This window comes from Marinicella sediminis (genome assembly GCF_002000055.1).
Classification (GTDB): domain Bacteria; phylum Pseudomonadota; class Gammaproteobacteria; order Xanthomonadales; family Marinicellaceae; genus Marinicella; species Marinicella sediminis.
Map to the genome: position 1 here is coordinate 40,370 of NZ_MVBD01000011.1, position 25,664 is coordinate 66,033.

18 protein-coding genes are annotated in these 25,664 nt (G+C 49.3%); 9 read left to right on the top strand and 9 right to left on the bottom strand.

Features of this window, described 5'->3' with window-relative positions; translation table 11 throughout:
* Positions 1-5: 5 nt before the first annotated feature.
* Positions 6-251 (bottom strand): hypothetical protein, encoded by a 246-nt coding sequence (locus B0475_RS14030; RefSeq protein WP_077412512.1) that lies wholly within the window; start codon positions 249-251, stop codon positions 6-8.
* A gap of 212 nt (positions 252-463) precedes the next feature.
* Here B0475_RS14030 and B0475_RS14035 point away from each other — a divergent pair, with 212 nt between their 5' ends.
* Positions 464-2,377 carry a winged helix-turn-helix domain-containing protein gene (locus B0475_RS14035; protein WP_198538304.1) on the top strand — a complete coding sequence of 638 codons (1,914 nt, stop codon included), beginning with the start codon at positions 464-466 and terminating at the stop codon, positions 2,375-2,377.
* A gap of 37 nt (positions 2,378-2,414) precedes the next feature.
* Here the strand turns inward: B0475_RS14035 and B0475_RS14040 are convergent, their stop codons facing one another.
* The gene (locus tag B0475_RS14040; RefSeq protein ID WP_077412514.1) at positions 2,415-3,644 is read right to left on the bottom strand and encodes a Vgb family protein; all 1,230 of its coding nucleotides are present in this window, start codon (positions 3,642-3,644) and stop codon (positions 2,415-2,417) included.
* A 203-nt stretch (positions 3,645-3,847) separates the two neighbouring features.
* On the opposite strand from B0475_RS14040, the gene B0475_RS14045 reads away from it, so the two are divergent.
* From B0475_RS14045 to B0475_RS14075, 7 genes are all read left to right on the top strand, one after another.
* The gene (locus B0475_RS14045; RefSeq protein WP_077412515.1) at positions 3,848-4,621 is read left to right on the top strand and encodes a sulfite exporter TauE/SafE family protein; all 774 of its coding nucleotides are present in this window, start codon (positions 3,848-3,850) and stop codon (positions 4,619-4,621) included.
* An 87-nt stretch (positions 4,622-4,708) separates the two neighbouring features.
* A complete protein-coding gene (locus B0475_RS14050) occupies positions 4,709-6,874 on the top strand; it encodes a TonB-dependent siderophore receptor (RefSeq protein ID WP_077412516.1) in 2,166 nt (721 codons plus the stop codon).
* Positions 6,874-7,425 (top strand): hypothetical protein, encoded by a 552-nt coding sequence (locus tag B0475_RS14055; protein WP_077412517.1) that lies wholly within the window; start codon positions 6,874-6,876, stop codon positions 7,423-7,425. The genes B0475_RS14050 and B0475_RS14055 overlap by 1 nt, the downstream gene beginning before the upstream one ends.
* Positions 7,422-8,867 (top strand): PepSY-associated TM helix domain-containing protein, encoded by a 1,446-nt coding sequence (locus B0475_RS14060; RefSeq protein ID WP_077412518.1) that lies wholly within the window; start codon positions 7,422-7,424, stop codon positions 8,865-8,867. Before B0475_RS14055 ends, B0475_RS14060 begins: the two co-directional genes overlap by 4 nt.
* Before the next feature lie 192 nt (positions 8,868-9,059).
* On the top strand, positions 9,060-10,751 hold the full coding sequence (locus tag B0475_RS14065) for a DUF1800 domain-containing protein (RefSeq protein WP_077412519.1): 1,692 nt from the start codon (positions 9,060-9,062) through the stop codon (positions 10,749-10,751).
* A gap of 29 nt (positions 10,752-10,780) precedes the next feature.
* The gene (locus tag B0475_RS14070) at positions 10,781-12,166 is read left to right on the top strand and encodes a DUF1501 domain-containing protein (RefSeq protein ID WP_077412520.1); all 1,386 of its coding nucleotides are present in this window, start codon (positions 10,781-10,783) and stop codon (positions 12,164-12,166) included.
* The gene (locus tag B0475_RS14075) at positions 12,166-12,585 is read left to right on the top strand and encodes a hypothetical protein (RefSeq protein WP_077412521.1); all 420 of its coding nucleotides are present in this window, start codon (positions 12,166-12,168) and stop codon (positions 12,583-12,585) included. The genes B0475_RS14070 and B0475_RS14075 overlap by 1 nt, the downstream gene beginning before the upstream one ends.
* Here the strand turns inward: B0475_RS14075 and B0475_RS14080 are convergent, their stop codons facing one another.
* From B0475_RS14080 to B0475_RS14105, 6 genes are all read right to left on the bottom strand, one after another.
* Entirely contained in the window at positions 12,586-13,398 is an 813-nt protein-coding gene (locus tag B0475_RS14080) for a crotonase/enoyl-CoA hydratase family protein (protein ID WP_077412522.1), read from the bottom strand.
* A 214-nt stretch (positions 13,399-13,612) separates the two neighbouring features.
* Entirely contained in the window at positions 13,613-13,966 is a 354-nt protein-coding gene (locus tag B0475_RS14085) for a hypothetical protein (protein ID WP_157892978.1), read from the bottom strand.
* A 373-nt stretch (positions 13,967-14,339) separates the two neighbouring features.
* Complete coding sequence (locus B0475_RS14090) at positions 14,340-15,752, bottom strand: sensor domain-containing diguanylate cyclase (RefSeq protein WP_077412524.1); 1,413 nt, start codon at positions 15,750-15,752, stop codon at positions 14,340-14,342.
* A gap of 396 nt (positions 15,753-16,148) precedes the next feature.
* Positions 16,149-17,741, bottom strand: a complete 1,593-nt coding sequence (locus B0475_RS14095; protein WP_157892979.1) for a leucyl aminopeptidase — start codon at positions 17,739-17,741, stop codon at positions 16,149-16,151.
* Positions 17,742-17,840: 99 nt separating this feature from the next.
* On the bottom strand, positions 17,841-19,478 hold the full coding sequence (locus tag B0475_RS14100) for an acyl-CoA dehydrogenase family protein (protein ID WP_077412526.1): 1,638 nt from the start codon (positions 19,476-19,478) through the stop codon (positions 17,841-17,843).
* A gap of 121 nt (positions 19,479-19,599) precedes the next feature.
* Positions 19,600-22,164, bottom strand: coding sequence for a G8 domain-containing protein (locus tag B0475_RS14105; RefSeq protein WP_077412527.1), 2,565 nt, complete (start codon positions 22,162-22,164; stop codon positions 19,600-19,602).
* 301 nt (positions 22,165-22,465) lie between these two features.
* Between B0475_RS14105 and B0475_RS14110 the strand changes: the two genes are divergently transcribed.
* Positions 22,466-23,644: a T6SS phospholipase effector Tle1-like catalytic domain-containing protein gene (locus tag B0475_RS14110; protein WP_077412528.1), complete on the top strand. Its 1,179-nt coding sequence runs from the start codon at positions 22,466-22,468 to the stop codon at positions 23,642-23,644.
* Between the two features lie 128 nt (positions 23,645-23,772).
* Here B0475_RS14110 and B0475_RS14115 read toward each other — a convergent pair whose 3' ends face one another.
* The gene (locus B0475_RS14115; RefSeq protein WP_077412529.1) at positions 23,773-25,506 is read right to left on the bottom strand and encodes a hypothetical protein; all 1,734 of its coding nucleotides are present in this window, start codon (positions 25,504-25,506) and stop codon (positions 23,773-23,775) included.
* Between the last annotated feature and the right edge of the window lie 158 nt (positions 25,507-25,664).

A 25,664-nucleotide genomic window follows, 5' to 3' on the forward strand; every position in this document is an offset into this window, starting at 1 on the left:
GTACATCAATGTTCTGTTTGTGCATCTGTCAGCACAGCAGCGTCTATGGTGTCCTGCCGGATGACGATGGTGTGAGTCAGTTGCAGAGAAAGCTGAACCGGCTTTTCTGTGGGAGACAGGTGATGAATGCCAATCAACTTCTTATCAGTTTCGGAAATCAGTGTTAAACCGTTCTGGGTGTTGACCGACGAGGCTGAAAAGCAACCCAACAGGAGCATCCAAAACCGGCTTCTGGCAGCAGAAAAATTCATTGGCGCGTTCGATCAGACATGGTTTTCATCTTAAAGACACGGGTAATGCTTAATGTGATGAAGAGGTGATGGTTGTATGATGATCGGCTGATTGGGTGTCGGAACAGCTGATGTTCTGAGCTATTGAACATCAACAGGAGCTTGTTGCCATTGCAATGACCTCTGCCCTGAGCTACCATGAACGGGTCGTCAGCGATCAGTCAATCCCACCCATGAAAAGCAGTCCTGAACACACCACTGTCTATTGTTTTGATCAGTTCGAGCTGGATGTTGAACGATTTGTGTTGCTGGCTGATGGCCAGCCTGTGACGTTGGAACCCAAATTGTTCAACTTGCTATGGTTACTGGTCCGACAGGCTGGCAAGGTGGTCACTCAGGAAGACATGATTGAGCAAATCTGGCAAGGCCGTGTGGTCACCAGCAATGCCATCTCCCGGGCTGTTTATGAATTGAGAAAAATCTTAGACCAGACACAGGGCGCAGATTCGATGATCAAAACCGTTCGCGCCAGGGGCTATCAGTTCAATGTGGCAGTGAAGCAAGTGTCAGCTTCGCCCAATAAACGCACTGCAACTCACTTCAGACCACTGTGGTTATTGTTGTCTGTTTTTATGTTGTTGGCAGTGGGGGTGATGTGGTTTGTTTTGAAAGACAATCAAGACGAATTCTCTGCAATTCAAGCGGTTGCTCAACAAGAAGTTTCATTGGTGATATTACCCTGGGTCAGGGAGCAGGCTGATGATCGGTTGGTGCATTTGTCACATGTACTGGTTGATCAATTGATGGTCCAGTTGAGTGCCACTGATGTCAATCGGGTGATCGGCCCAGACAGTTTGTCGGGCATCTCGGCTCAATTCAATGACATGTTGACCATTCAAAAAGCCACCCATGCCAACTATATCCTGGAGGGCTTCGTCACGGAACCAGCCCCTGAACAACTGCGTTTGCACCTGACCTTACATCATTTTAACGGTGGTGTGATGGAGCCTTATGATTTGGGGGCTTTTGATTTCCCGTGGCCGCAGGATCGGTTGGCTGTTCAGGCTTTGTATAACCAAAGGAAAAACACCGTCCGGGAGATTGTTAAACTGATTCAGCCCAAAGCGCAATTGTTGACCGAAGATACGGGACTCATTCCTGATCCAGGGGTATATCGGTTATTGATAACGGCTCACCATTTGGGGCGCAGCAATGATTGTGAACAGATCAGTCGGGCCATGGAATTGCTCAGTGCAGCCATTGAACAGGATGACCAGTTTGCTTATGCCTGGCATCTGCTGATGGGTAATCACTTCAAACAAATCTGGATTTGTGGCGGATCAAACGTGCATTATGACCTGGCTTTGAAAGCAGCTGAACAAGTTGAGTCATTGGCCCCCGGGCGTTTTGAATCAGCCAAAATAGCCCGCAATGCCATTTTGCTGGAACACAATAAAGTGGAACAAGCATATGAATTGAATCGCCATTTACCTGAACATAAAAATCGCCTGATGTATTTGAAAGTCTCCAATTTGCGCTACGCAGGGTTCCTCAATAAAGCCGCTGCATTGAACCAGACAATGCTGATACGTGATCCTTATTTTTATAGTTCACGTCCCATCTATCAGGCACCAAACACCTTTCTGTACTTGAATGAGTTTGAAAAGCACCTGGCTTTACTGGCTTCACCAGGTAACCAGTATCATGATTATTACCGGGCATTGAATCTGATGCTCAGTGGTGATGCCAGCGGCGCCCATGAGGTTTTACTGCGGGTACTGGAAGATCAGCCTAAGGGTGTTTTCGGGGATTTTTCCAGGGCCTTGCTGGCCATCATTCAAGGGGATAACCAGGCCGCCATCCGTAAGGTAGAAGAAACCATTCAATTACGCAATAAACAAGGCCTGAGTGATGGTGAAGTCACCTATAAGCAGGTACAGTTAATGGCTTTGGCCGGTGCACAAGATGATGCTTTGGATTTACTCGAGCTCACCTTGAAGCAGGGTTTTTTTGCGGCCAATTACTGGCAATCAGATCCGGCCATGAAAGCCCTGCACAACCATCCCCGGTTTAATTCCCTGGTAGCGTCAGCCCGGCAACGACACCGGGCATTCGCCAGGCGATTTGACCTGGCAGCAGAATTTTAGAAAAGCCGGTATCAATTACCGCATTGATTCTGATACATTAAAAATCAAAACCATTCCTGAATATCAAGTCGGTGGATTCAGCTGCGCCGCTCACTCTGAAGGCATTGTCACTACCACCACCCGATACATAGACGTCCACATCGTTGCCAATGGCGACATTTCCCGGTCCATCTAATATGGCAACGCCATCACCATTGGCATCGATGATTTCAGTGATGATACATGGTGTGGAACTGGTGCTGCAATTAACCGGGTTATCAATTCGAAATGCATTGTCACCATTGCCACCGGCAAAATAGATGTTGTCGGCACTGTCAACGGCCATGTTGCCTGCTTGTTGTGGTGTTGGCGTATTGAAAATTTCAGTGATGGTGCAAGCAGTACCAGCGGTGCTACAGGTTCCTGGGGTGTTGATTTTGAATACCGCGGCATTCTCAAAAAAACCCAGTGAGGTTAAATATACATTATCCTGACTGTCAACCACCAGCCCACGGCCAAAAGCACTGGCTGTTAAGCTTGATTCGTCAATGATTTCGGTGATCGTACATGGTGTGCCGTTGGTTGAACAGCTGCCCGGATTGGCTATTTTGAACACATTGTCTGAATTTTGTGTGGTCACAAACACATTGTTTTGACTGTCGATTGCCAAACCGACAGGCTGGCTGATGATGTTCCCGTTGTTGTCACCTGATTCATCAATGATTTCGGTGACGGTACAGGCTGGACCTCCGGTTCCACAAGTGGTTGATGCTGCGATGCGAAAAACATTGTGAGATACAGCGCCTGCCACATAGACATGACCAGAATGGTCCACTGCTAATGCCACAGGTGTATCCAACGGGTTGCTGCCATCACCTGACGGTCCAATGATCTCTTCAATGTTACAAGCGGTGCCGCTGGTGCTGCAGTTAATTGGATTCAAAATACGCCAGACATTGTCACTGAACTGTCCTGCAACGTAAACATTTCCGTCAGCATCGGTGGCTACTGCACTGGTACGGTCATGCGCAATGACACCGTCTCCGCTGGCATCCAGAATTTCTATGATTTCACAGTCAGCAGTGGTGCAGGATGTCGATGCACTGATGCGAAATAAATTATCGGTGTTGACGCCAGTGATGTAGACATTTCCATTGTCATCTACATTCAGTCCGACTCCATCAACGGTGTTGCCATTGCCATCACCTGAACTGTCGATGATCTCCATGATGGCCGCCTGAGCCACGCCATTGGCCATTATAACCAGTATCAATATCCACTTTTTCATCTCATATCCCGTTAAATCAGTCGATTTACATGGACATGCCTTGATTATAAATCATCAATTAAATTTGCCCACACCACTTATTTATTATAGCCCCGCTGTTGTCGCCTGACAAATGAAGGAGAGATTAAATAAAACTGTTTTTGTCATACGCCTCTTTTTGAAAATGTTTACAATAAAATTAATTCCTTCGCATCACTCAAGTCATGGATATATTCATTGTTTCACTGGTGGCTTTGCTGGCTTCAGGGTTGACTTTGTTCTCAGGTTTTGGCCTGGGCACATTACTGATGCCGGTGGTGGCCTTGTTTTTTCCTCTGGAAGTGGCCATCGGTGTCACTGCCATAGTCCATCTGGCGAATAACCTGTTCAAAGTGGCACTGTTGGGCCGTCATACCGAATGGTCGGTGTTCTGGCGTTTTGGTGGTCCGGCCATGGTGGCCGCCTTGCTGGGTGCCTGGGTGCTCGGCTGGCTGGCTGCCGGTGAAGCGAGCCTGTCATACAACTTGCTGGGGTACAGCTTGCAGACCACTGCACTGCGACTCATTGTCGGTGGCTTGATATTGATTTTTGTATTGTTGGAATTTTCCAGGTGGTTTGCGGCCCTGGCACTGCACCGCAGATACTTGCCATTGGGTGGGATGATCAGTGGCTTTTTTGGTGGTTTATCCGGTCATCAGGGGGCATTTCGCAGCATGTTCCTGATTAAGGCAGGGCTGACCAAAGAACAGTTTGTCGCCACCGGTGTGATGGTGGCGGTGGTGGTTGACGTTTCCAGGTTGTTGGTTTACGGAAAGCACCTGTCAGCCAGCTATCAACAGATTGAATGGTCGCTGGTTGTGGCGGCTTGCTTGTCGGCATTTTTGGGTGCCTGGCTGGGGCGAAGATTGTTACAAAAAGTCACCCTCAAGGCGGTTCACCTGATGGTCTCAGTGTTATTGGGGGTGGTGGCTTTGGGGTTGATGGCAGGTCTAATCTGAAGGGCAGGATAAATAATTTACAAATACAATTGCGAATCATTATCAATTGCATTAACATACGCTTTTTTAAATATTGGCGCGTGTTAAATGAATTCATTCAAATCTATTTTTCTACTCATGCTGTTCCATGGTTTGGTTCTGGCTGATGTTGATGATGATCCTGCAAGCCCGGATGAAGACAGTGAGCAACTTGAAGATATTCAGGTCACTGCTTCTTCATCCGGACTGATTTCCTATGTATCGGCTACCGGAGCAAAAACCGATACGCCGATTGTCGATACTGCCAGCTCAGTGTCTGTTCTGACTGCTCAGCGCATTGCAGATCTGGGGGCTGAAACGGTGCAGGACGCATTGGGCTATGTGGCTGGGGTTTATAACGGACCTTACGGCGTTGACAGTCGGGGGGACTGGTCACAGATCAGATCAGTCTCTCCGGTACAGTATTTGGATGGCTTGCGAACCAATTTTAACTTCTACAACAATACCCGACCCAATCCCTATACCCTGCAACAGGTAGAAATTCTCAAAGGTCCCAGTTCGGTGTTATATGGTCAGGGCAGTCTCGGTGGCATCATCAATATGGTCTCAAAAAAGCCACAAACAGAATTCAGTGGTCAGCTTTGGGGACAACTGGGTTCATTTGACCGTCGTCAATTGGCAATTGATGTAACCGGGGCTGTCAATCAGCAAGCCAGTGTGTTGTACAGAGCGGTGGCGCTGTTGAGGGACTCAGGCAGCCAGACGGATTTTGTTGACGATGATTCACTGTTGTTCAATCCGTCAGTGACCATTCATCTGTCAGATATGACCGAATTGACTGTGATTGGCCATTGGCAAAACAGTGAAACCGGTTCCAGCACCCAGTTTTTTCCACATGAAGGCACCCGGTTACCGGCCCCTAACGGACCAATTCCGGTCAATCGGTTTGTCAGTGAACCTGCATTTGATGGTTATGATTCTGAACAGCAGGCATTAACGGCTTTGTTGCAGCATGATTTCTCCAATGGCTGGTCAGTGCAGGCCGGAAGCCGTTACTCAGACTCAACTGTGGATTATCGCACCATGTATGGCTGGCCTCCGGTATTTCAGGCTGATGACCGCAGTTTGTTGCGTTCGATATACATCAGTGATAACCAGGCCAGAACCCTGACCACAGATCTGCGTTTACATGGCAATCACATGTGGGGAAACAGCCTGCATAAAGTGGTTTTGGGAATTGATTACCAGAACGCCAAAACAGATAATGACAGCCTGTTTCTGTTTGGACAGGGCGGCTTGCTCGATCTGTATGATCCGGTTTACGGAATGATCAGCAACTTTCCATCAATGGATGAGGTGATTGATACCCCTGCCAATCACATCTTACAAACCGGCGTCTATCTGCAGGATCAAATCTATCTGGGTGATAATTGGATTATCTCCGCCGCCTTGCGTCATGACCGGGTTAAAAACAAAACGGCCGTGACCACAAGCCAGTTGTCTGAAGCCACCACTGGTAAGTTTGGTCTGATGTATCAGTTTGCCAATAACTGGTCTCCATACCTCAGTTATTCTGAATCATTTGAACCCATTGTGGGCGAGGACGCCTATGGTCAGTCTTATGAGCCCAAATCAGGTGAGCAGTTTGAGCTGGGATTGAAGTATCAGCCAGCTGGTACAGAGCATTTGCTGACCGCCAGTGTTTATCAGATCACCGAGCAAAATCGCACCACGCCTTTATCTGCTGCTGACCTGAATGATCCGGCTGTGATCAATCCCGCAGGCAGTATACAGGTCGGAGCAGCTGAAATCACCGGGTTGGAGCTTGAGGGACAATTTGAGTGGCAGACCATTGATGTGTACGCCAGTTATGCTTATACCGATTCTGAAATCACCCAAAGTAACACGCTGGGTGAATTGGGTGCCAGACTGGCTGCGACGCCGGATCACATGTTCTCCAGTTGGTTGACTTGGCGTCCTGAACATTTCTGGCCAGGTTTTAAAATCGGCGCCGGGATTCGCTATGTGGGTGAAACTTCTGATGGCAGTGCCCGTGTTGTCGCAGAGGATGGGTCAGTGTTGAATGAGCCACTGTTAACCCGGGATTACACTTTACTGGATTTTATGTTGGGCTATGAATCAGGACCCTATGATTTCAGCTTTAATGTGGATAACCTGACAGATAAAACGGTGACCACCAGTTGTCTGGCCAGAGGTGATTGTTTTTACGGGCAAAAACGCACCATCACTGCCAGTGTTAAATATCAGTTCTGATGACTAGCTGGCAGGTTGAAATATGGTCCATTGGCGGATTGTTGCTGATGATCTGGTGCTGGTTTAAGGCACAACAGAGCAGCACCGGGGGGCGTCAATTGTTCAGGGTCATGTATGTGTTGCTGTCGCTGTTGTTGCTGGCGTTGTCTCATCGCCTATGGTCAATGGTATCAGGCCCGGAGTTCAGTGTCCTGTATGTCTTGTTTCATATCAGCTGGGTGGCATGGTTGTTGATTGCCAGCCGGGCCACAATCAAATACAAAACGTATCGCGAAAAGCAAACGACTGAGGTCAAAGCTGACTATTCCCGGCGCCATAAATGCTTGGTTTTTCTGCTTGCTGCGCCGATCGCATTGATCACTGCGGTTTGTTTGGCTGTGTGGTTTTCCAGGCTATTGGTCAGTGAGCTGGCAAACCAGTGGGTGCTGACCTTCATATTGGTGCCGTTGCTGTGGGGGTGCCTGGCAGTCTGGTTTGCTGCAGAACGGCGGTTAATCAGGCCAGCAGTCTTTTCATTGATGGTGATTCCTTTGAGTATGTTGTTGTTATGAAATTATTAAAACAATTGACCCCTTCAAGAAACCTGGTTAAACAGACATTGCGCAGTCATGCCTGGATTGGCCTGGTGTTGGCGGCGGTGCTGTATCTGGTGTGCCTGAGTGGATCTCTGTTGGTATTCAAGAGTGACTTTGAGCGCTGGGAGCAGTCCAGTTCCGAGCCCTATTTGAGCATCAGTGATCAGGCCATCAGCCGGGCACTGGCTGCATTTCAGACCAAGGTCAACAGGCCTGTTGAGGCGCTCTATTTTGTCTATCCCAGTAAGGATTTGCCCAGGGCTCATGTTGCTGATGCCCTTGATGAGTGGTGGGTGGACAAAGATGGTGCATTGACAGCGCCGGTTGATATCCCGTGGACAGACATGCTGACAGATTTGCATTATTACCTGCACTTACCGGGAACCTGGGGCATGATCATTGTTGGTATGCTGGGTGCCATGATGTGTGGGCTGATGGTTTCTGGCTTGTTGTCACATCCTAATTTATTCAAGGATGCCTTTAAACTCAGGTTGGGCAGTAACCGCCAATTGGAACAAACCGATGTTCATAATCGCTTGAGTGTATGGAGTTTGCCCTTCTTCTTTGTGATCAGCCTGACCGGAGGTTACATCGGTTTGTTCGGTATCAGCATGACTTTGGTTGATTATTTTGAGGAGGACTATCAGGCTGAGCAAATCATCAGTGAAGTATTTGGACATGATCCGTCAGTCGATCAGCCGGCTGTGGTGCCACAAATTAATAAAATCCATCGGGATCTAAACAACAGAGCACCAGATGCCCAGCCGCTTTATCTGGTGGTACAAAATCCAGGTACTGATCAACAATACATAGAAGTGGCGGCCTATCCGCCGGACCGGTTGATCTATTCAGAAATTTACCGCTATCACAGCGATGGATCATTCATTGATTATCAGCACTTGGCTGATGGCTCGGCCGGCCGGCAAGTGGCGTATTCCAGTTATCGTCTGCACTTTGGTACTTTTGGTGGACCAATCACTCAGTGGTTGTATCTTGTGCTGGGTCTGGCCATGACTGTAATCACAGTCACCGGAGTCAACATGTGGTTTGAAAAACGCAATGTTCGCAATCGTTGGTACACCAGCTGGCGCGGCTTTGTCTGGCTCACACCGCTGGCTTTGGTGGCGTCCGCTTTCGGCACGGTGTTATTGGACTGGTCTGCAGTTGGCATTTTCTGGCTGGTACTGGCCGGAGGATCGCTGTTGTTGTGGGCGGGCATGTATAGGATCCATCGGTTCAATCAGCAGACCTTATATCTCTGGATGAAACAGGCTGCTTTACTGTTGCTGATTGTGTTGTTGTTCGCCCATGGGTTCGGGCATACCGATCAGCCATGGTATTGGTCATTTTCTTTGGCCTTAACCGGTTTGTTGAGCTTGCCGATGATTAACTTTCGTCGCTTAATACCAAACCCCTAAAAAGCACAAACCCCACTTCAGGTCGCTATCAGCCTGTTGTGGGGGGCGTGTTTCTCTCCCATTAAAACTGACCGTTGAGTGACTCAATCTGACCGTTTGTCCGGTTAAAAAACCACATGTGAATGGAGTCACAATTTTTTCGATACACCTCTGTATATTGGCTTTTTAATTAGGCACAAACAGAGGGTAATTATGAAATTTAAGCTGTCTCAGCAATGGGTGATGATGGGCCTGTTGTTTACGTTTTACTCTACGGACAGTCGGGCTTACTGTGCGTCAGATGTGGTATATAAATCAGGTATCGAAGACCTGTTTCCCCCCGAACAAGCTGGCGCTTTATTGGATCAGGAATCAGCCAGCCGGTTTTTATATCAGGCCACCTTTGGCCCTAAACTGTCTGAAGTGAGGCGTTTGCAGGCCATGGGTATTGATGCCTGGCTGGCAGAACAGATGGCCATACCAGCGACTTTACAAAGACCCTGCATGGAAGACATCCAGGCCAATCCGGATTTACCGCTTTATCAGAACTCCAGAATGGAGGCCTGGTTTTTAAATTCTGCTGAAGGTACCGACCAACTCAGACAACGCATGGCATTTGCCCTGTCTGAATTGTTTGTTGTATCGGACGCAGCCAGTCTGAATAATGAAGTGATGGGGTTGGCCCGATATTATGACCTGCTGGCAGTAAACGCTTTTGGTAATTACCGTGATTTACTTGAAGATGTGACCCTGAATACCATGATGGGGTTTTATCTTGGCATGTTCAGAAATGCCAAGGCTGATCCGGTACTGGGCACCCAACCTGATGAAAATTATGCCCGTGAAGTATTGCAACTGTTTTCCATTGGTTTGCATCAGTTGAACATGGATGGTACAGAAATGCTGGATGTGGATGACAACCCGATACCCACATATGACCAAACCGTTATAGAGCATTTTGCCCGGGTATTCACAGGCTGGAATTTTTCCGGTTGCGCAGAAAACAACTGGCAATGGTGTAACCCCTCGGAACCAGGTGTGGAGGCTTATGCACCAATGGAGCCCATTGAAGCCTACCATGACACCGGTGAAAAGACCTTGCTCAATGGTCAGGTGTTGCCAGCCGGTCAAACGGCCCGGCAGGATCTGACTGCTGCACTGGACAATATCTTTAATCATCCCAATGTGCCGCCATTCATCAGTAAACAATTGATTCAACGTTTTGTTACCAGCAATCCGTCACCGGCTTATGTACAGCGGGTGGCCACCGTTTTTGCTGACAATGGCAGTGGTGTCAGGGGAGACCTGAATGCCGTGATGCGTACCATTTTGCTGGATGATGAAGCCCGTAATCCAGCCTTTATCCATGTCAGTACCTACGGTAAGCTCAAAGAGCCCCTGATACGGTATCTGGGTTTGTTGCGGGCTTTTGAAGCGCGCAGCCGCAATGGCCGCTATGGAAACTGGAACCCTGAGTTCAGTTATTTGCAGCGTCCGTTGGGTTCACCATCGGTGTTTAATTTCTTTTCCCCTCATTTTCAATTGCCAGGGCCGGTTCGTGACCAGGGCCTGGTATCCCCGGAATTTCAAATCACCAGCGAAACCACAGTGACCACGGTAGCCAATGAAATGAATGAGGCCGTCAACAGGGGGCACCATCTGTATGACCATTGGAATGAGAGTATGCCATTACTGCAGCTGCAGCGAGAATTGTTATTGAGCAATGATGACAATGCCTTACTTGACCACCTGGACTTGCTGTTGTTTGCAGGTCAGATGTCACCTGCTACCCGCAACATAGCGGCCAATTTGTGGATTAACACCAGCGGAGCAGATGACATCACCAGAATGACTTCATTGATCCATGTGTTGGTCTTGTCACCTGAATATGTGGTGCAACGCTGAATGGCCTCCATCAAACACAGGAAAATACCATGAACAGAAGAAAATTTTTATCCAGCTCTTTAACCAGTGCACTGGCAGCCGGGGGCCTATGCTCTGCCGGCGGTTTTTTACAGTTGGCTCAAGCCGCATCGGCGCACAACAGCAGTATTCGGGGAACCGGGTATAAAGCCCTGGTGTGTGTGTTTCTGGATGGCGGTAACGACAGTGCAAACACCGTGGTGCCTTTGGGTACCAGCGAACACAATGCGTACAGCCAGGTGCGTGGCGATCTGGCACTGGATGCCGGATCCTTATTGCCCATCAGTCCAGCCAATGATGGAGGCCGCAGTTGGGGATTACATCCTGAGTTGACAGGTATTCACAATTTATTCAGTCAAAACCAGGCTGCTGTAGTGACCAATGTGGGATCACTGGCATTTCCTATCACTCAGCTTGAATACAATAATGGCTCGGTACCGGTGCCCCCGAATCTGTTTTCCCATTCTGATCAACAAAGTCAGTGGCAAACTTCAGTGGCTGATCAGCCTTCCATTTCCGGCTGGACCGGCCGCATCGCGGACCTGTTGCACAGCACAGTCAATGGCGGGAATGATCTGTCGATGAATATTTCACTGGCTGGTAACAACATCCTGCAAGTGGGTGAGCTGATTAATCAGTATCACCTGACCAATCAGGGGAGCGTGCGTCTGAATGACATAACCTGGGGTGCTGGCCCTGAGCGGCTGGCCGCTTTGCAAAGTCTGCTCAATGAGCCACAAGCCAATTTATTTCAACAGGGTTATGCCGATATATTTAACCGTGCCATCAACCTTGATCAAATCATTTCCGCCGGACTGGAAGGTGCCACTCCGGTAGCCACCCCGTTTCCTGATCAGCAGGGGTATAACACCCTGTCATCACAGCTGGAAATGGTGGCCAATATGATCAACATCCAAAGTACACTGGGCATGAACCGGCAAGTGTTTTTTGTGAAGTTGGGTGGCTTTGATAATCATGACAATCACCTCAATGATCACGCCATCGGGATGCAAAACCTTGACGGCGCTGTCAGTGCCTTTTATGCAGCCATGGTTGAACTGGGTATGCAAAATGATGTGACGTTGTTCACGGCATCTGATTTTTCCCGCACCTGGGTATCCAATGGTCAGGGTTCTGATCATGGCTGGGGAGCCAGTCATTTTGTGGTTGGTGGTGATGTGCAGGGTGGCGATTTTTATGGCGCCATGCCGCTGATTGAGCAGGGCAGTACCGATACCGTGAGTGATCACGGCCGCTGTATCCCTACCATTGCAGTGGATGAATATGCTGCCACATTGGCTCAATGGTTCGGTGTGGGCGGCGGGCAGGTGAGTGACATATTTCCCAACATTGGCCGATTCAACACCAGTGACCTGGGTTTCATGAATCTGGTGTGATGCGGGTACTGATGATTTTGTTGTTGCTGCCAGTGCCTTTATTGGCAGGCATCAGTGGGTGTGATGACCTGGCGGCCATTCCGGAAACACCGCAGGTCGATTTCAGTCTTGAGATTCAGCCCATCTTCGATGACAATTGTGTGGTCTGTCATGGTGGTCCCAATCCAATTGCTGACATGAATCTGGAGCTCGGTTATGAGCAGTTGGTAAGTATTCCCAGCTTTCAAATTCCGGGTTTGAACCGAATTGAGCCGAACCTGCCTTCAATGAGTTACCTGTTTTTTAAAATCAACTGCAGCAATCAGTTATCTGGTGACCGGATGCCCAGGGACGCCGACCCATTGAATGTTTTTGATCAGGCCCTGATTCGTGACTGGATCAACCAGATGATTATTTTCAGCGATGGTTTTGAAGAATGATCACCATTTTTTGCGTGGCAAAAATGGTTTTTGCTGATCGGCTTTGTGGGTTTGGTTGTGGGCTTTGATGCGACTGTTTTTGCCAAAAATAACCCGCAGTTGATACCAGGTTTCGCGGAATAACAAAGCGCCTTTGCTGCCGGTCCAGCTTTTGTTATAGAGTTTTTTAACACCGGCCACTGCATCGGGTGATTGCTGGCATATGGTTGCTGCCAGTTGTTCGGCATGTGACATCGGATCATCACTGACATGGGTGATCAGCCCAGCTTTCCGGGCTTGTTCCCCATCCAGCAATTCTGAAGTGAACGTCAATTGTTTGGCCACATCCAGCCGGCAATGCCGGCGCAGGGTTTCCAGGCCGCCCATATCAGGTATCAGGCCCCATCGGCCTTCCATGATGGACAACGAAGCATCCGGGGTGGCCATGCGTACATCTGCACCCAAAGCGATGTGTAAACCACCTCCCCAGCACCTGCCATGAATCACGGCAATGACCGGCACCGGGATGCTTTGCCAGCCAATAGACACTTGTTGTGCCATGTTGGCGTTTCTCGGGTTGACTTTAAACAACAGCTTCAAGGGACCACTGGTTGATTTCAGCATCGACTTGACATCCAGCCCGGTACAAAAATCAGGCCCTTCTCCTGACACAATGACGGCCCGGATATGGCGGTCTTTGCGCAATTGTTTGATGGTTTTGACCACCGCCTGAAACATAGTCATATCCAGTGCATTGTGTTTTTCCGGCCTGGCCAGCTTGACATAGGCGACTTGATTGACGATTTCCAGTTGTACGCGGTTGGTCTCTGTCATGGGTGTTCTGTTTGATGAAAAGGATTACTTTAACCAATGCCAGACGCGCTGTCCATGATTCCTTGAATACCGGTATTGAATCAACCCTCGGTTGCAATATGCTCAGCCATAAAAAAAGGCAGGTCAGCGTGTACTGACCTGCCTTCTTCCCCCTTTACATGTTAAACCAGGGTGTGTGTAGTATATAAAATATGTCCTGGTTTAACAGTCGTGATCAACACTTACCGAAAGATTTGCTCACAATGGTTACACCCGCTACGCTGATGGTGACTCTGACGCCAGTCGGAAAGCCAAAGGTGGTACAAATATGCAGACATGCCTGAACCACCTGGCCATCGTATTTAATGGGAACCGGGATACAGACACTGCCGATACCCAGTGGCAGGTTAAGACAGGCTTTCCCGTTTTTAACAGAAACGGAAATGCATTCAGCCAACAATGCCAGGTGGCCGTCATCACTGGCAACGTTGCTGGCACGGCTTTTCAGTGCCCCACTGTCATAATGGTCTTTGGCTGCCTGAATGGCATGTTGTACAGCTTCTTCGGAAAAAGTTGGATAATCTGACATGATGTTTACTCCTCTTGAATATTGAATTTTTATTGTTCTGTCTTGTCCCGGGTGTTCTTTATCGGCCTCAGGATTCAAGGCTTGGTCATCGTTTTGCTGTTGATTCATGTACAAATCGATGTCGCACTTCCTATTGTGTGCATCTCTGAAAAAAAGTCCTTACGGGTGACTTGAGCTTTCTTACCAAAACCTTACGGTCAGCTATACTGTGGTTTGCGGAGGGTTTTTTTTACGAATACAGAAGCAAAAATGACTGCATTGCCAGCCACCATGGCGTCAGGAAAACAGCATGATGTTGTGTTAATGACACTGAGTATGTTGATTTGATTGGTCAGATGCTGCTCATATGAAGGTGCGGTGCTGCTAGGGAGGCCTAATTGGCGAGACTGATGCGGTTGCCACCTTGTGACTTGGCCTGATATAGCGCGCGGTCAGCCCGATTAAACAAGCCGGTAAACTCATCTTCCGGTTGTAATTCAGCGATGCCATAACTGCATGACAATTGAGATAGGCCGATGGTGATGTTTGCTGTGGCGGTCTGGATGCGCTCGATCAACTGATTGGATTGTTGTTGATCAGTGCCTGGTAACAACAAGACAAATTCATCGCCACCAAAACGAGCGATCACATCATGTCTGCGCAAAACTGCTTTGGCAGTGGCGCAGATCTGTTGTAAAGCCTGATCACCTGCAGCGTGTCCATACTGGTCATTGATTGCTTTGAAGTTATCCAAATCAAACACCACCAGAGACAGGTTCAGATTTTGTTCATGACAACGTGAGATTTCCAATTCAGCGCGTTGTTCCATGTAATGCCGGGATGAAACTTGTGTCAGGGCATCGGTAAAAACCAATTGCTCCAAAGCTGCATTGTGTGCTTTGAGTTGCGGTATGGCTATACCGAACAAAGCATTCGCGGCTATCACATTGAGGGCAAACTGATAGACCATGACATGATCCATCAAATCAAAAACGTGGACCAGCAGGACAATCAACAGGCTGCTGATGGCCAGGCTGAAGACATTGAATCGAGGGCTTTCTGTGGTGGCAATCCACATGTGGGTGATGGCCAGAAAGAAAATGGCAAATGTGCTTTCATATGAGTCACTCAGGTAAGCCAGTAACATGGTGACAAGAATCAACACCGCATTGAGGATCAATTTGTTGGTCAGCCTTTTGTATGAACCGGTTTCCCGCCCGGTGAATTCCTTGAGATCAGTCAGGGGATCAGGATAAAAATGAATCAGGATGCCACTGAACAAGGGCGAGAGTACCACCACCCCGGCCAGGTCACCAATCCAGAATGGCAATAGGGTTTTGCTGATGTCTTCATATGGCATTTGCTCGGTGAACACCAATGATGTGAGCACCAGCAAGGTAGCGATCAAGGTACAAAATCCAGCCACCAGTAAAAACGTGACAATCAGCTTGGGCACGCTGTGGCTATGCTCCCGGGCCACCTGCCTGACCAGCCATGCTCCCCCCCAGTAAGGCAGGATGTGTGCCAGACCAAACAACAGACCGGCCCAGGCCAGTTCTTCCATGGTCAGTGGTAATTGATAGTGGCTGCCATTCCAGATGGTAATGACAATGGCGGCACACATGATGGGAAGGAAAGCCCGTTTACCCAGTATCAATAAACAGGAAAAAGAAAAACCAGCTGCTGGAAACCAGACGCTGGCATGATCGGTGTATTCGACCAGGCGCCCAAGTTGCCAGACTGTCAGCCAGGCCACAAACACAAACAAACCGCGAAGCCAGGCAGACTGATGCAGTTGATGGGTCATTTCATTCAGGACCGATTGGGGTAGGGCATGGGAAGTGTGTTTTGTCAAAGGGGTATCCGGCCGAGAAGTAACCGGTGTTGAGGGATCAGAATTGCTGATGCACCACAATGGGGTAGTTTTTGTTTGGGGTACAGCGATTGTACTGGTCGCTGGTAATTAAATTCCCTGGCCATGTTTCACACTTCATTTTTTACACACACAAAAAGTATATCGTTTGCCTTACACAATTTCCATGGTTGATGAGGGTTCAATAAGAAAACCCGCTGCTGAGCGCGCATCAATAAGCCTGATTGGCCAAGTGATTGACCCGGGAAACTGTTCAGGTCCCGGGGTGCTGTTTTTTGTCACCTGATGAAAACAGCCCCCCGGGAATGATGTGTCATTGATTTCTGCAAATTATTCGGAACTGTTCTCGAAATGTGTGATGATGTATTCATTCAATAAACGGATCCCATAGGCAGTGGCACCCGGTGACGAATGGGTCGGAGAGGCTTTGTCGCCCCAGGCGACTCCAGCGATGTCCAGGTGCACCCAGGGGGTGGTGTCACGAACAAAGGCACCGATGAAAGCAGCGCCAGCACTGGCTCCTGGTGCATCAGGCCCGGAATTCATGACATCGGCCACCTGATTTTCAATGGCTTTGAAATGATTGTCATTCAATGGCAATTGCCAGACTTCATCCCCGCTATCCAGGCCTGCATTGATGAAAGGCTGAACCAGGTCATCATGACGGGTGAACAAACCGGCATAATCCTTACCCAGGGCCCGACCGACTGAACCGGTCAGGGTGGCCAGGTCGACCAGCAAAGCCGGATCATAAGTGCTGTCGGCATAATACATGCCATCGGCCAATACCAGGCGCCCTTCGGCATCGGTTGAACGAATCTGAATGGTTTTACCTGACAATGAGTGCACCACATCTCCAGGTCGCTGGGCGTTGGGACCTGGCATATTTTCTGCCAGTGCAGCGATGGCCACGGCATTGACTTTGGCTCCACGGGCTGCGAGGGCATACAAAGTACCCATGCTGCTGGCCGCACCAGACATGTCAAATTTCATGTTCCACATATTGGGTGGGTTTTTCAGGCTGATGCCCCCGGTATCAAAAGTGATGCCTTTACCAACCACCACCACAGGGGCTTCATCCTGGCCGCCGGCCATGTATTCAACCACCATCATTCTGGGTGGACGGGCGCTGCCTTTACCGACGCCATAAAGGGCCCCCATGCCTTGTTTTTGCATGTCTTTTTCATCATAGACTCTGATTTTGATGTTTTTCAGGCCTTTGAAATGTTGGCGCCACTGGTCCACAAAACTTTCCGGATAAATGACATTGGCCGGTTCGTTGGACATGTTGCGCGTCAGAATAATGGCATCGGCGACCGGATTGAGTTGTTGAGCATAATAGGCATGTGTCGCCTGGGGATCATCAGTAACGACGGTCAGTTGTTCAATGTGCTTTAAGCGGCTGTCGTCGGTGTAATAGCGATCAAAATAGTAGCCGCCTAATTTAGCACCAAGGGCCAAATGAGCGACGACTTGTTCAGGTGAAGGTACGTTTGCAACATCAAATGACATCGGTGCAGCAGCTGAAAAGTGATTGACGGCAGTTTGTATGGCATGGCCTCCCAGGTTTTGCCAGTCTATGGGTTTTCTGGGGTCATCAGGATGGCCCATGCCAACCAGCAGAATTTGTTTCAGCCCGGATGCTGCCGGAGCAGTTATGACCTGAGTTTTCAGCCATTCGCCGGTGAAATCGTTGGCTTTAAGCGCATGTGAAAGGGCCAGTCTGATCTCTGTGGATCCCTCAGTGTTTGGCCATGTGGGTGACTGTTCCTGAAAGACACCCAGGATCAGGTGCCCATCAGCTGGCCACTGATCAGTGAACTGAACGTCAGTGAGAGCAGGAGCTGGGTGGTCAGAAGCGTTTTGGGTTGTGGATATGGTTAACAGCATTGCGGTGAGGAATGCCCGGAAAAAAATGTACATGTTGGTGATCCTTGAAGGTTGGTGGTTGAAATACACGTTGACAGTTTATTATCGTCAACACGGTAAACAATGAACAGTCAAAATCCTGTGGAAATGGTTTTATTTCAGCAGAATTCTGTTGATCAGTGTGGCGGTGTCGATGAGTTTTGGCAGTTGGCCGTAGGCACCAAAGCGTGGTTTTGACAGACGACCTATGCAGTAGGCTTCAGCCCAATCCGGCTGGTCATGCTGAAGCAACAATCCAGCCTGCATGAACATGGCCAGTTCTGAGACCCATGACCTGGCCCGATAGGTATCTACCTGAGCAGGGTGCTGGTGTTCTATGAATTGCATTACCTGTTGGTCGTAGATGTCCTGAGTTCCACAGGCCTGCTGCAACATCTGGCTGACGGCTGTCCAGCTGTCTGGTTGCTTTTGCAAAGCGCGAAGTACATCAAGGCATTGTACATTACCACTGCCTTCCCAAATGGAATTGACCGGTGCTTCACGGTACAGGCGTGCATTGATGTGTTCTTCAATGTAGCCGGCACCACCCATACATTCGCAGGCCTCCGCGGTGAGCATCATGGCCTGTTTACAAATCCAGTATTTGCCCACGGCAGTCATTAATCGAACGAAGGCCTGCTCAGCGGGGTCGTGATTTTGATCCAGGGCATGTGCCAGGCGACTGGTCAACGCCAAAGCGCCTACCCAATCCAATGCCATATCAACCACCACATTTTGCATCAATGGCTGATCAATCAATTTTTTGCCCATGACTGTGCGTTGACTGATGTGGTTGATTACTTGACTCAAAGCCTGACGCATCAAAGCAGTGGAGCCAATCATGCAGTCATAGCGGGTCAATGCCACCATTTGAATGATGGTCCGAACACCTTGATCGGGCTTACCCAGCAACCAGCCCTGAGCCTGATGAAATTCAATTTCAGATGAGGCATTTGAACGGTTGCCTAATTTGTTTTTCAGGCGTTGAATGTGAATTGGATTTTTATCGCCGTTCAGGGTCCAGCGTGGCATCAAAAAGCAACTCAGGCCCTGCTCAGTCTGAGCCAGGGTCAGAAAAGCGTCACTCATGGGCGCCGAACAAAACCATTTGTGGCCACTCATCAGGTAACGTTCACCCCAGTCATCAGAACCATCATAAATGGCCCTGCTGGTGTTGGCCCGAACATCAGTGCCACCTTGTTTTTCAGTCATTGCCATACCGATGGTCAAACCCTTTTTGTCCTGCATGGGCTGGTTGGAAGGGTCATACTGACTCGCTGTGACACCGGGCAGCCAGTGTTGAGCAATGGCCGGTGAAGCCTGCAGGCTGGGATGACAGGCAAATGTCATTGTCAGGGGACAGGCAGAGCCTGCTTCATTCTGGTTATGACAATAATTCTTGGCCATCCTGACCACATGTGCTCCTGCTTGTTGGGTCTGCCAGGGGAGGGCATGGATGTTATGACTGATGGCTAAATCCATTAACGCATGGTAAGCCGGATGATACCTGACTTCGTCCCTGCGGTATCCTGCCGCATCATGGGTGAACAGCTGAGGGATGTGCTCATTGGCTGTGTGTCCCCGCTCAATCCAGGCCGGCTGACCGAGCGTGCTGGCCAACTCCTGAATATCACTGGCGCCCCAGTGTCCGTTAAAATGTTGAACCCAGTGCACCAGTTGAGGATCGCTGAGCATTAAATTGTAGTCAGTTAATGGTTTGGGCTGGTTACTTACCTGGTGGGTGTCAAACATGGTGTGATCAGCGTTTGTGTTAAACTTTATTGTATCAGTTGTGTGTTTTCAGTTCATGCTTAATCTGACAGCTGATTTAAAGACCTGTTAACAGGCAATGGTCATAACATTCTGGCAGTTACTATTCAGCAAAGTCATTTCGGTAGATCACATCATTAACCACATTGATGGTGACCCTCGCCGGGGTGTAATTACCTTGATCATCGGTGGCCCAATACCGGAATGAGTCGGTGCCGGAGAAGCCAAAGTCTGTAAGGTATGTCACGGTTCCATCCAGGTTGTCAGTGACCAGGCCATGTTCAGGCTGAACAATGCCATCAATGCTCAATGGGTCACTTTCAGGGTCGGTGTCATTGGCTATTAAATTGAGTACTGCTGGACGAGCAGTGCTGACCCAGTACTGATCATCCATGGCTACTGGTGATTGCGAGCTGAGGTCTATCATACCGGCTTGAAAAGCATCACGCCAGGCGTGAAATTCATTGCCAAGTAAAGCGTCCACATCTGGTCCAAGTAATGTCTTTAAACCCATTTTGTGGATCGTGCCAGTGGCTCGTTCTGTGAAGTATTCTTCAACGATCGCATAGGGTGTTCCACCGGCAGTCCGGTAATAGCCATCCTCTTCCAGGGTGTTGATCATGTCAAAGACCGGCACACCCAGATCATCGGTGCCAGCAGGGATCGGGCTGTTGCCGATTTGGTCGGTCTTTTGTCCCACCCAGGGCAACCCTGAGCCCGCACCAGTGGCTGGTGAGAGGTATTCATAGATCCCACCATTGATGTCAATATTGAACTGTTCGGGGATCAGGTCTGCCTGGCTGAGCAACTGATCAATTGAAGGATCATATTCTTCCAAATGTTGGCTGACGTTATTAAATTGCACATCAATCAGCACATATTGGTTGGTCTCAGGCGGAACCGGGTCGGTGTAGTTTTTACTCAGAATCACTCCGACATTCATGTCGGCAATTTGCGCACCATTGATCACCATATCACTGGTGTTGGTACCAAACTCAATGCCAAATGCCGGATTGCGAAATGGTTCCGGGGTGTTGCCTATGACATCAAAGTTTTCCAACAGGTAATGTGCAGTGTATTCCATGGCAGAGCCAGCACGGACTTCCCAGGCGGTGAAATCTTTGAAGTGGCTGTGGACATCGTGTTGCTGGTTGGGGTTGGCTTTCACCACATAAAGGCCAACTGTTGAAGCGAAACTTTCATTCCCCAGAAAAGACATGACAGGTGCGTCATCCGGTGCGGTGAGCACGCCCCGTGGCAGTGCCTCAGGCAACATGAATTCTGCGCCGGGAAAAGGCAGCATACCACTGCCCCGGTGCAGGTAGACAAAGCCGTGATTGACACTGGCGGCAATGTTGTTAACGCTGCGTACCAGACGGCCCTGAAACCAAAAGCCATCACCGGTGCGGCCCATGTCAAAAGCATCCCGGTCATTGCCATTTTTTGGGTTAAATGCACTGTTTCCTTCAGCTTTGATGGCCAAATTGGCTGTCCAGGCACCGATTTCATTACCGGTTTCTGCGACGAATCCGGCACCAAAAGTATCGAATGACACATTGTTGTGAAAAATGGCATGGCTGTCGTGATGTACATACCCCCAACCTGGCGATCCAAATACTGCGTTGCCAATGGCAATCACTGGTGCTTGATCATGAAAAGCACCTTTGCGGTGCAAGTGAAAGGCATAACGGCCACGTACATTGCTGGTTGGGGTGATGGTGCCAAAATCAGCCGCTTCCAGGCTTGGCATCGATTTGTCGGTGCGGCCCAATTGCCAGAATGAAACGTAACGCACATCGACATGCGCTTGTTGCATAAACATCACATGCCCCCGGCGATGTGTGGGTGTGGTGTCAGGAAATTCAGTGGCCAGGGTGATGCTTCTGCTCATGTTTGCTACCGATGTTTTCAGATCAGCTCTTGGGGTGAAGTGGTCGTACTGAAGGGTCTCATTGAGGCCAATGACAGCCCCATTGATGGCTGCAATGGTGACCACTTCATCCTGGGTGCCATGGTATCTGACTGCCTGGATGCTGTTGTCCCATTTCCAGCCAGAGTATTTGGTGCCTGCGAGTACCAGGGTATCGCCGACCTGCCAGTTCAGTGGTGCAGTTGCGAGGGTCAGTTGCTGGTCACCGGCCATTGGGTCAACAGCCACTTTGCTGTGCGGTGTTTTGGGTAAACCATGCATGATCACGGGTCCACTGGCCAATAAGCCGCGGCTCATTAGGCTTGGGTCGCTTGTCACATCCAGGTCGCCGGTGTCACGAAACAACAAATCAATGGTGACTCCTGGCGCTACCGGGCGATTTTCTGTGCCCATGACCAAACGGCCACTGGGTTGTACCAACAGGGTATCAACGATCATTTGACTGGATTGATGAACAGCGAAGGTCAATTGTCCCTCAACCCGGACCGCCTGCAGGCTCACTGCACTGACCTGGTCATACACCACAGTTGTGCCGCTGGGAATCAACACCTGTGCATTGGCATCTGGTATGCTGCCTTCCTGCCAGGTGCTGGTGGCAAACCAGGAACCGGACTGACTGGCTGTGTGGGTGATACCATCATCACCAAACAAGTTATTGACCATCAATTGATGGTGGTCTGAAGCCGTTGATATGAAGCAACTCAGGATCAGACAGGCGGTTAATATGTGGTGTTTCATAGTTGTCTCCTTTGTAGCTGGTTAGGATATCATCATCTGGGGCATTGAAATTGTGATCTCATTAACACTGTGCTGTGGTAAATCCCGGAAGGCTTTGAACCTGGCAAAATTGAATCTTCAGGATTCACCACCATCAACTGTATCGATAAAAGGGCCAGCAGATCTACTTGATTGGGTTGTTTTTTCTGATTCATGCCGTTTTTTCTCACAGTGACTGATTAATCAGAGAAAGTGCTGCTTTGATTCGCAGAATATGCGACACCATGATGATTAAATGGCTATTTATGAATAATTGAGGGCAATGATGAAACGCATATTTTTGTGTCTGGATGGTACCTGGAACAATACTTATCGAAAGGGTCAGCGTGATGATGGCATGCGGGTGGTCAAGCCCACCAATGTGTTGAAAGCTGCCCGTGCGATTGAGCCAGTGGATGATGCAGGCATTCAACAGGTGGTCTATTACCGCACCGGTGTGGGCTCTATGTCCCGCTACCCTGGTATGTCAAACCGACTGTTGCGCCGATTTGACAAATACCTCGGTGGTGCCTGGGGTGCTGGATTTGAGGGGCAAGTAGAAGCAGCACTGACCTTTCTGGTACATAACTATAACAGCGGTGATCAAGTCTTTATTCTGGGTTTTTCCAGGGGTGCCGCCACGGCTCGCGCATTGACTCAGCTGATTGGCTGGATGGGTGGTGTTCCGGTCAAAGCAGATGCATTTTACTTGCCCAAAATCTATCGCCATTACATGCGCTCAAAAGGCCGGCAGTCTGTTGAGGATGTCAAACATATAATCAAGTCAGCCATTGATCAACTCAACAGAGAACGCAGTCGGCATATCATAGATCACCCTTTTGCCAGTTGGCATCAACTGCAAATTGACTTTTTAGGGGTGTGGGACAGCGTGCTGGCCCTGGGTAGCCGATTCTGGCATCGTCAGGACCGACAGTTTTACCTGCATAACGCCCCGGCATCTTGCGTCGATCACGCCCGCCAGGCGCTGGCCATTGATGAATGCCGCCATGACTTTTTGCCGGCCATCTGGCGTCACCGGAGTCGTGAGGAGCAAACCCTGAAACAACACTGGTTTGCTGGCAGTCATGCCAATGTCGGTGGCGGTTATGTGCGCGATGGTCTGGCCAATGTAACACTGCACTGGATGTTGCAGGAATTGTGTCACTTATTCCCGCAGGTTGCCTTGAACCATGGCTATCTGAAACATTACAAAGCCTTTGCTTATGATGAGTTGGTGGATTCATATCAATGGGCTTATCAGCTCAAAGACCGGCTGACCAGCCGTTCGGGTCGTCGCAACATATACACCAGCCAGGACCCTGAATACAAGGACTCCGGACTGTTCATTGATGACAGTGTCTTCACGCGGATGAACAGTGAGCCGGGAAAAATTGTCAGTGATTTGTCTGGCTACCGGCCTGCAAATTTATTGGCCTATTTACAGTCCCGGAATCAAGCCTGATGAACACCGCACCGACACCTCAAACAGGTATCTGCATTATCCGCTGAAAGCATGACCCGTCAATTCAGCCAATGTAGAGTTACATGCCCGGTTAACCTGTTCGATGGTAACCGGGCAGCAACAGTCAATCAGTCAAAATTACTGTTAAAGATGATGTCTGCACTGTATTCATAGGCACCTGCCTCATAGGGCCCAAGGAAATCGTTGATGTTGCTTTCATCAATGCCCCGGTCAAAGCCGTCCATGTCTTCGTGTTCAGCCTGGTAAAAAAACTGATCACACAAATCGATGGCATCTGAGGCAAGGGTTAAACGGTAATTTTCATTGACCGTGTTGGTGAACAGTGGGTCGTTGGTCAGGATGACACCCACATTGCCTTGCAGGCTTTGGTTTTCATGAACCACAGAACAATCAATTTGAATCGCGTTGTCATTGCCACTGACGGTGAACACATCACCCTGGTCCCAGATAATGGAGTTAAATACGTTCAGAGACTGTCCCTGGAGTAAGCCATTGACCACAAAAATCCGGTCTGTGTTGTTGTCAGCCACGGTGTTATAGGCAAAGTCAATACGAGACTGAAAACCGGGATCACCCCTGACCGCCATCAATGTACTGGCCTGATTACCTGAGTTGTCACTGTGATGGGTGATCACATTACCTTCGAGTTTCAGGTAGGCTTGTTCCAGAACCTCCAAGCCTGCGGTCAGTGCAGAACGATTCCTGGATATCAGGGTTTGCGATATGTGAGCCTCCCCGCCGTTGACCAGGTGGCCGGCACCTCCTGAGGCAACTGCACCATCGGTGCCATTGCCATGGATGCGTGAACAATGTCCCAGGTCGTTGAAACTGCACCCGAGAGGGCTTTGACCCATTTCCAGGACGGCTTGATTGGTCACCACCATGGCACCTCCATGGAATAAAGATGCATTGCTGTCAATGTAGGTATTGGTTAATACCGCTCGGGTACCTGCGCCGGTCAGATAGAGTCCGCCGCCACCGGCTTCATCGTGCTGGGTGGCATAGTTTACATAAATCCTCGCCGGAAATTCCTGACTGCCATGACTTTCAAAACGGGCGCCGGTTTGCAGGTATATACCGCCGCCTTTGGCTGCTCTGTTTTGCACCAAGCCTTTGGAGCCGTCTTCAAGAGAATACCGCCCACTGTAACTGATGACTTCACACAATTGATCGGCATAGATTCCACCACCATTGAAACTGGCTGAGTTGGTGCGACTGGCGCTGTCGGCATCCATCGAGATGGAGGCGCCCAGGGTGCAGAACAACCCTCCGCCATAACCGTTGGCCGTGTTGTCTTCTACCAGGGTATTTTCCAGCACCAAAGATGCATTCACGCCAGAGACATGGATGCCACCACCTTCCTGTCCCAGGTTGTCATAAACCCTGGAGTCGCGAAGGATTAACCGGCTTGAGCCGCTGACCTTGATTCCGCCGGCTCCAGCAGCTGTGGTGTTTTCGCCATCAAAAATATCAAACCGTTCCATGACCACGGTCACCAAAAAAGGCAGGTTGGCATCCAGTTCAATGACGGTGTTGTTGATGGCATTGAGTCCGCTCCATCGGGTGTTTTCCTCACCAGGCACATCATTGACTGCATCCTGGCAACTGTCATAGCCACCTTTGAACACTTTAATGGTGTCCATCACAAAATTATTGGCGTGTAATTGTTGGTTGGTGACCCTGATTTCCGGATCGCCATCCTGATATGCCGGAAATATATTGTCGTAATCACAATCCGGATCCAGACCGACTGTGATAAATGCCAATGATTGCTGACTGTACAGTAACAACAGTGTGATAAAAACCCTTTTCAATACATACATGGATAACCCCTTGATCATAAAAGGTTCTTTTTTACATTCTGAAGTCTGAAAGAGCCTGAAAAGAGTCTGAAAAAAAGCGGAATTCATCACAGCTGTGATGCATGTCTCAATTTGTCGAACATGCGTTATAATCTGTCTTTAGCCCATGAGTAAAATCAGCACATTGTTTTCAAATC

Coding starts and splice junctions, on each gene's coding strand:
- B0475_RS14030 (WP_077412512.1), bottom strand. CDS start 251: ATGAATTTTTCTGCTGCCAGAAGCCGGTTTTGGATGCTCCTGTTGGGT.
- B0475_RS14035 (WP_198538304.1), top strand. CDS start 464: ATGAAAAGCAGTCCTGAACACACCACTGTCTATTGTTTTGATCAGTTC.
- B0475_RS14040 (WP_077412514.1), bottom strand. CDS start 3,644: ATGAAAAAGTGGATATTGATACTGGTTATAATGGCCAATGGCGTGGCT.
- B0475_RS14045 (WP_077412515.1), top strand. CDS start 3,848: ATGGATATATTCATTGTTTCACTGGTGGCTTTGCTGGCTTCAGGGTTG.
- B0475_RS14050 (WP_077412516.1), top strand. CDS start 4,709: ATGAATTCATTCAAATCTATTTTTCTACTCATGCTGTTCCATGGTTTG.
- B0475_RS14055 (WP_077412517.1), top strand. CDS start 6,874: ATGACTAGCTGGCAGGTTGAAATATGGTCCATTGGCGGATTGTTGCTG.
- B0475_RS14060 (WP_077412518.1), top strand. CDS start 7,422: ATGAAATTATTAAAACAATTGACCCCTTCAAGAAACCTGGTTAAACAG.
- B0475_RS14065 (WP_077412519.1), top strand. CDS start 9,060: ATGAAATTTAAGCTGTCTCAGCAATGGGTGATGATGGGCCTGTTGTTT.
- B0475_RS14070 (WP_077412520.1), top strand. CDS start 10,781: ATGAACAGAAGAAAATTTTTATCCAGCTCTTTAACCAGTGCACTGGCA.
- B0475_RS14075 (WP_077412521.1), top strand. CDS start 12,166: ATGCGGGTACTGATGATTTTGTTGTTGCTGCCAGTGCCTTTATTGGCA.
- B0475_RS14080 (WP_077412522.1), bottom strand. CDS start 13,398: ATGACAGAGACCAACCGCGTACAACTGGAAATCGTCAATCAAGTCGCC.
- B0475_RS14085 (WP_157892978.1), bottom strand. CDS start 13,966: ATGTCAGATTATCCAACTTTTTCCGAAGAAGCTGTACAACATGCCATT.
- B0475_RS14090 (WP_077412524.1), bottom strand. CDS start 15,752: ATGACCCATCAACTGCATCAGTCTGCCTGGCTTCGCGGTTTGTTTGTG.
- B0475_RS14095 (WP_157892979.1), bottom strand. CDS start 17,741: ATGTACATTTTTTTCCGGGCATTCCTCACCGCAATGCTGTTAACCATA.
- B0475_RS14100 (WP_077412526.1), bottom strand. CDS start 19,478: ATGTTTGACACCCACCAGGTAAGTAACCAGCCCAAACCATTAACTGAC.
- B0475_RS14105 (WP_077412527.1), bottom strand. CDS start 22,164: ATGAAACACCACATATTAACCGCCTGTCTGATCCTGAGTTGCTTCATA.
- B0475_RS14110 (WP_077412528.1), top strand. CDS start 22,466: ATGATGAAACGCATATTTTTGTGTCTGGATGGTACCTGGAACAATACT.
- B0475_RS14115 (WP_077412529.1), bottom strand. CDS start 25,506: ATGATCAAGGGGTTATCCATGTATGTATTGAAAAGGGTTTTTATCACA.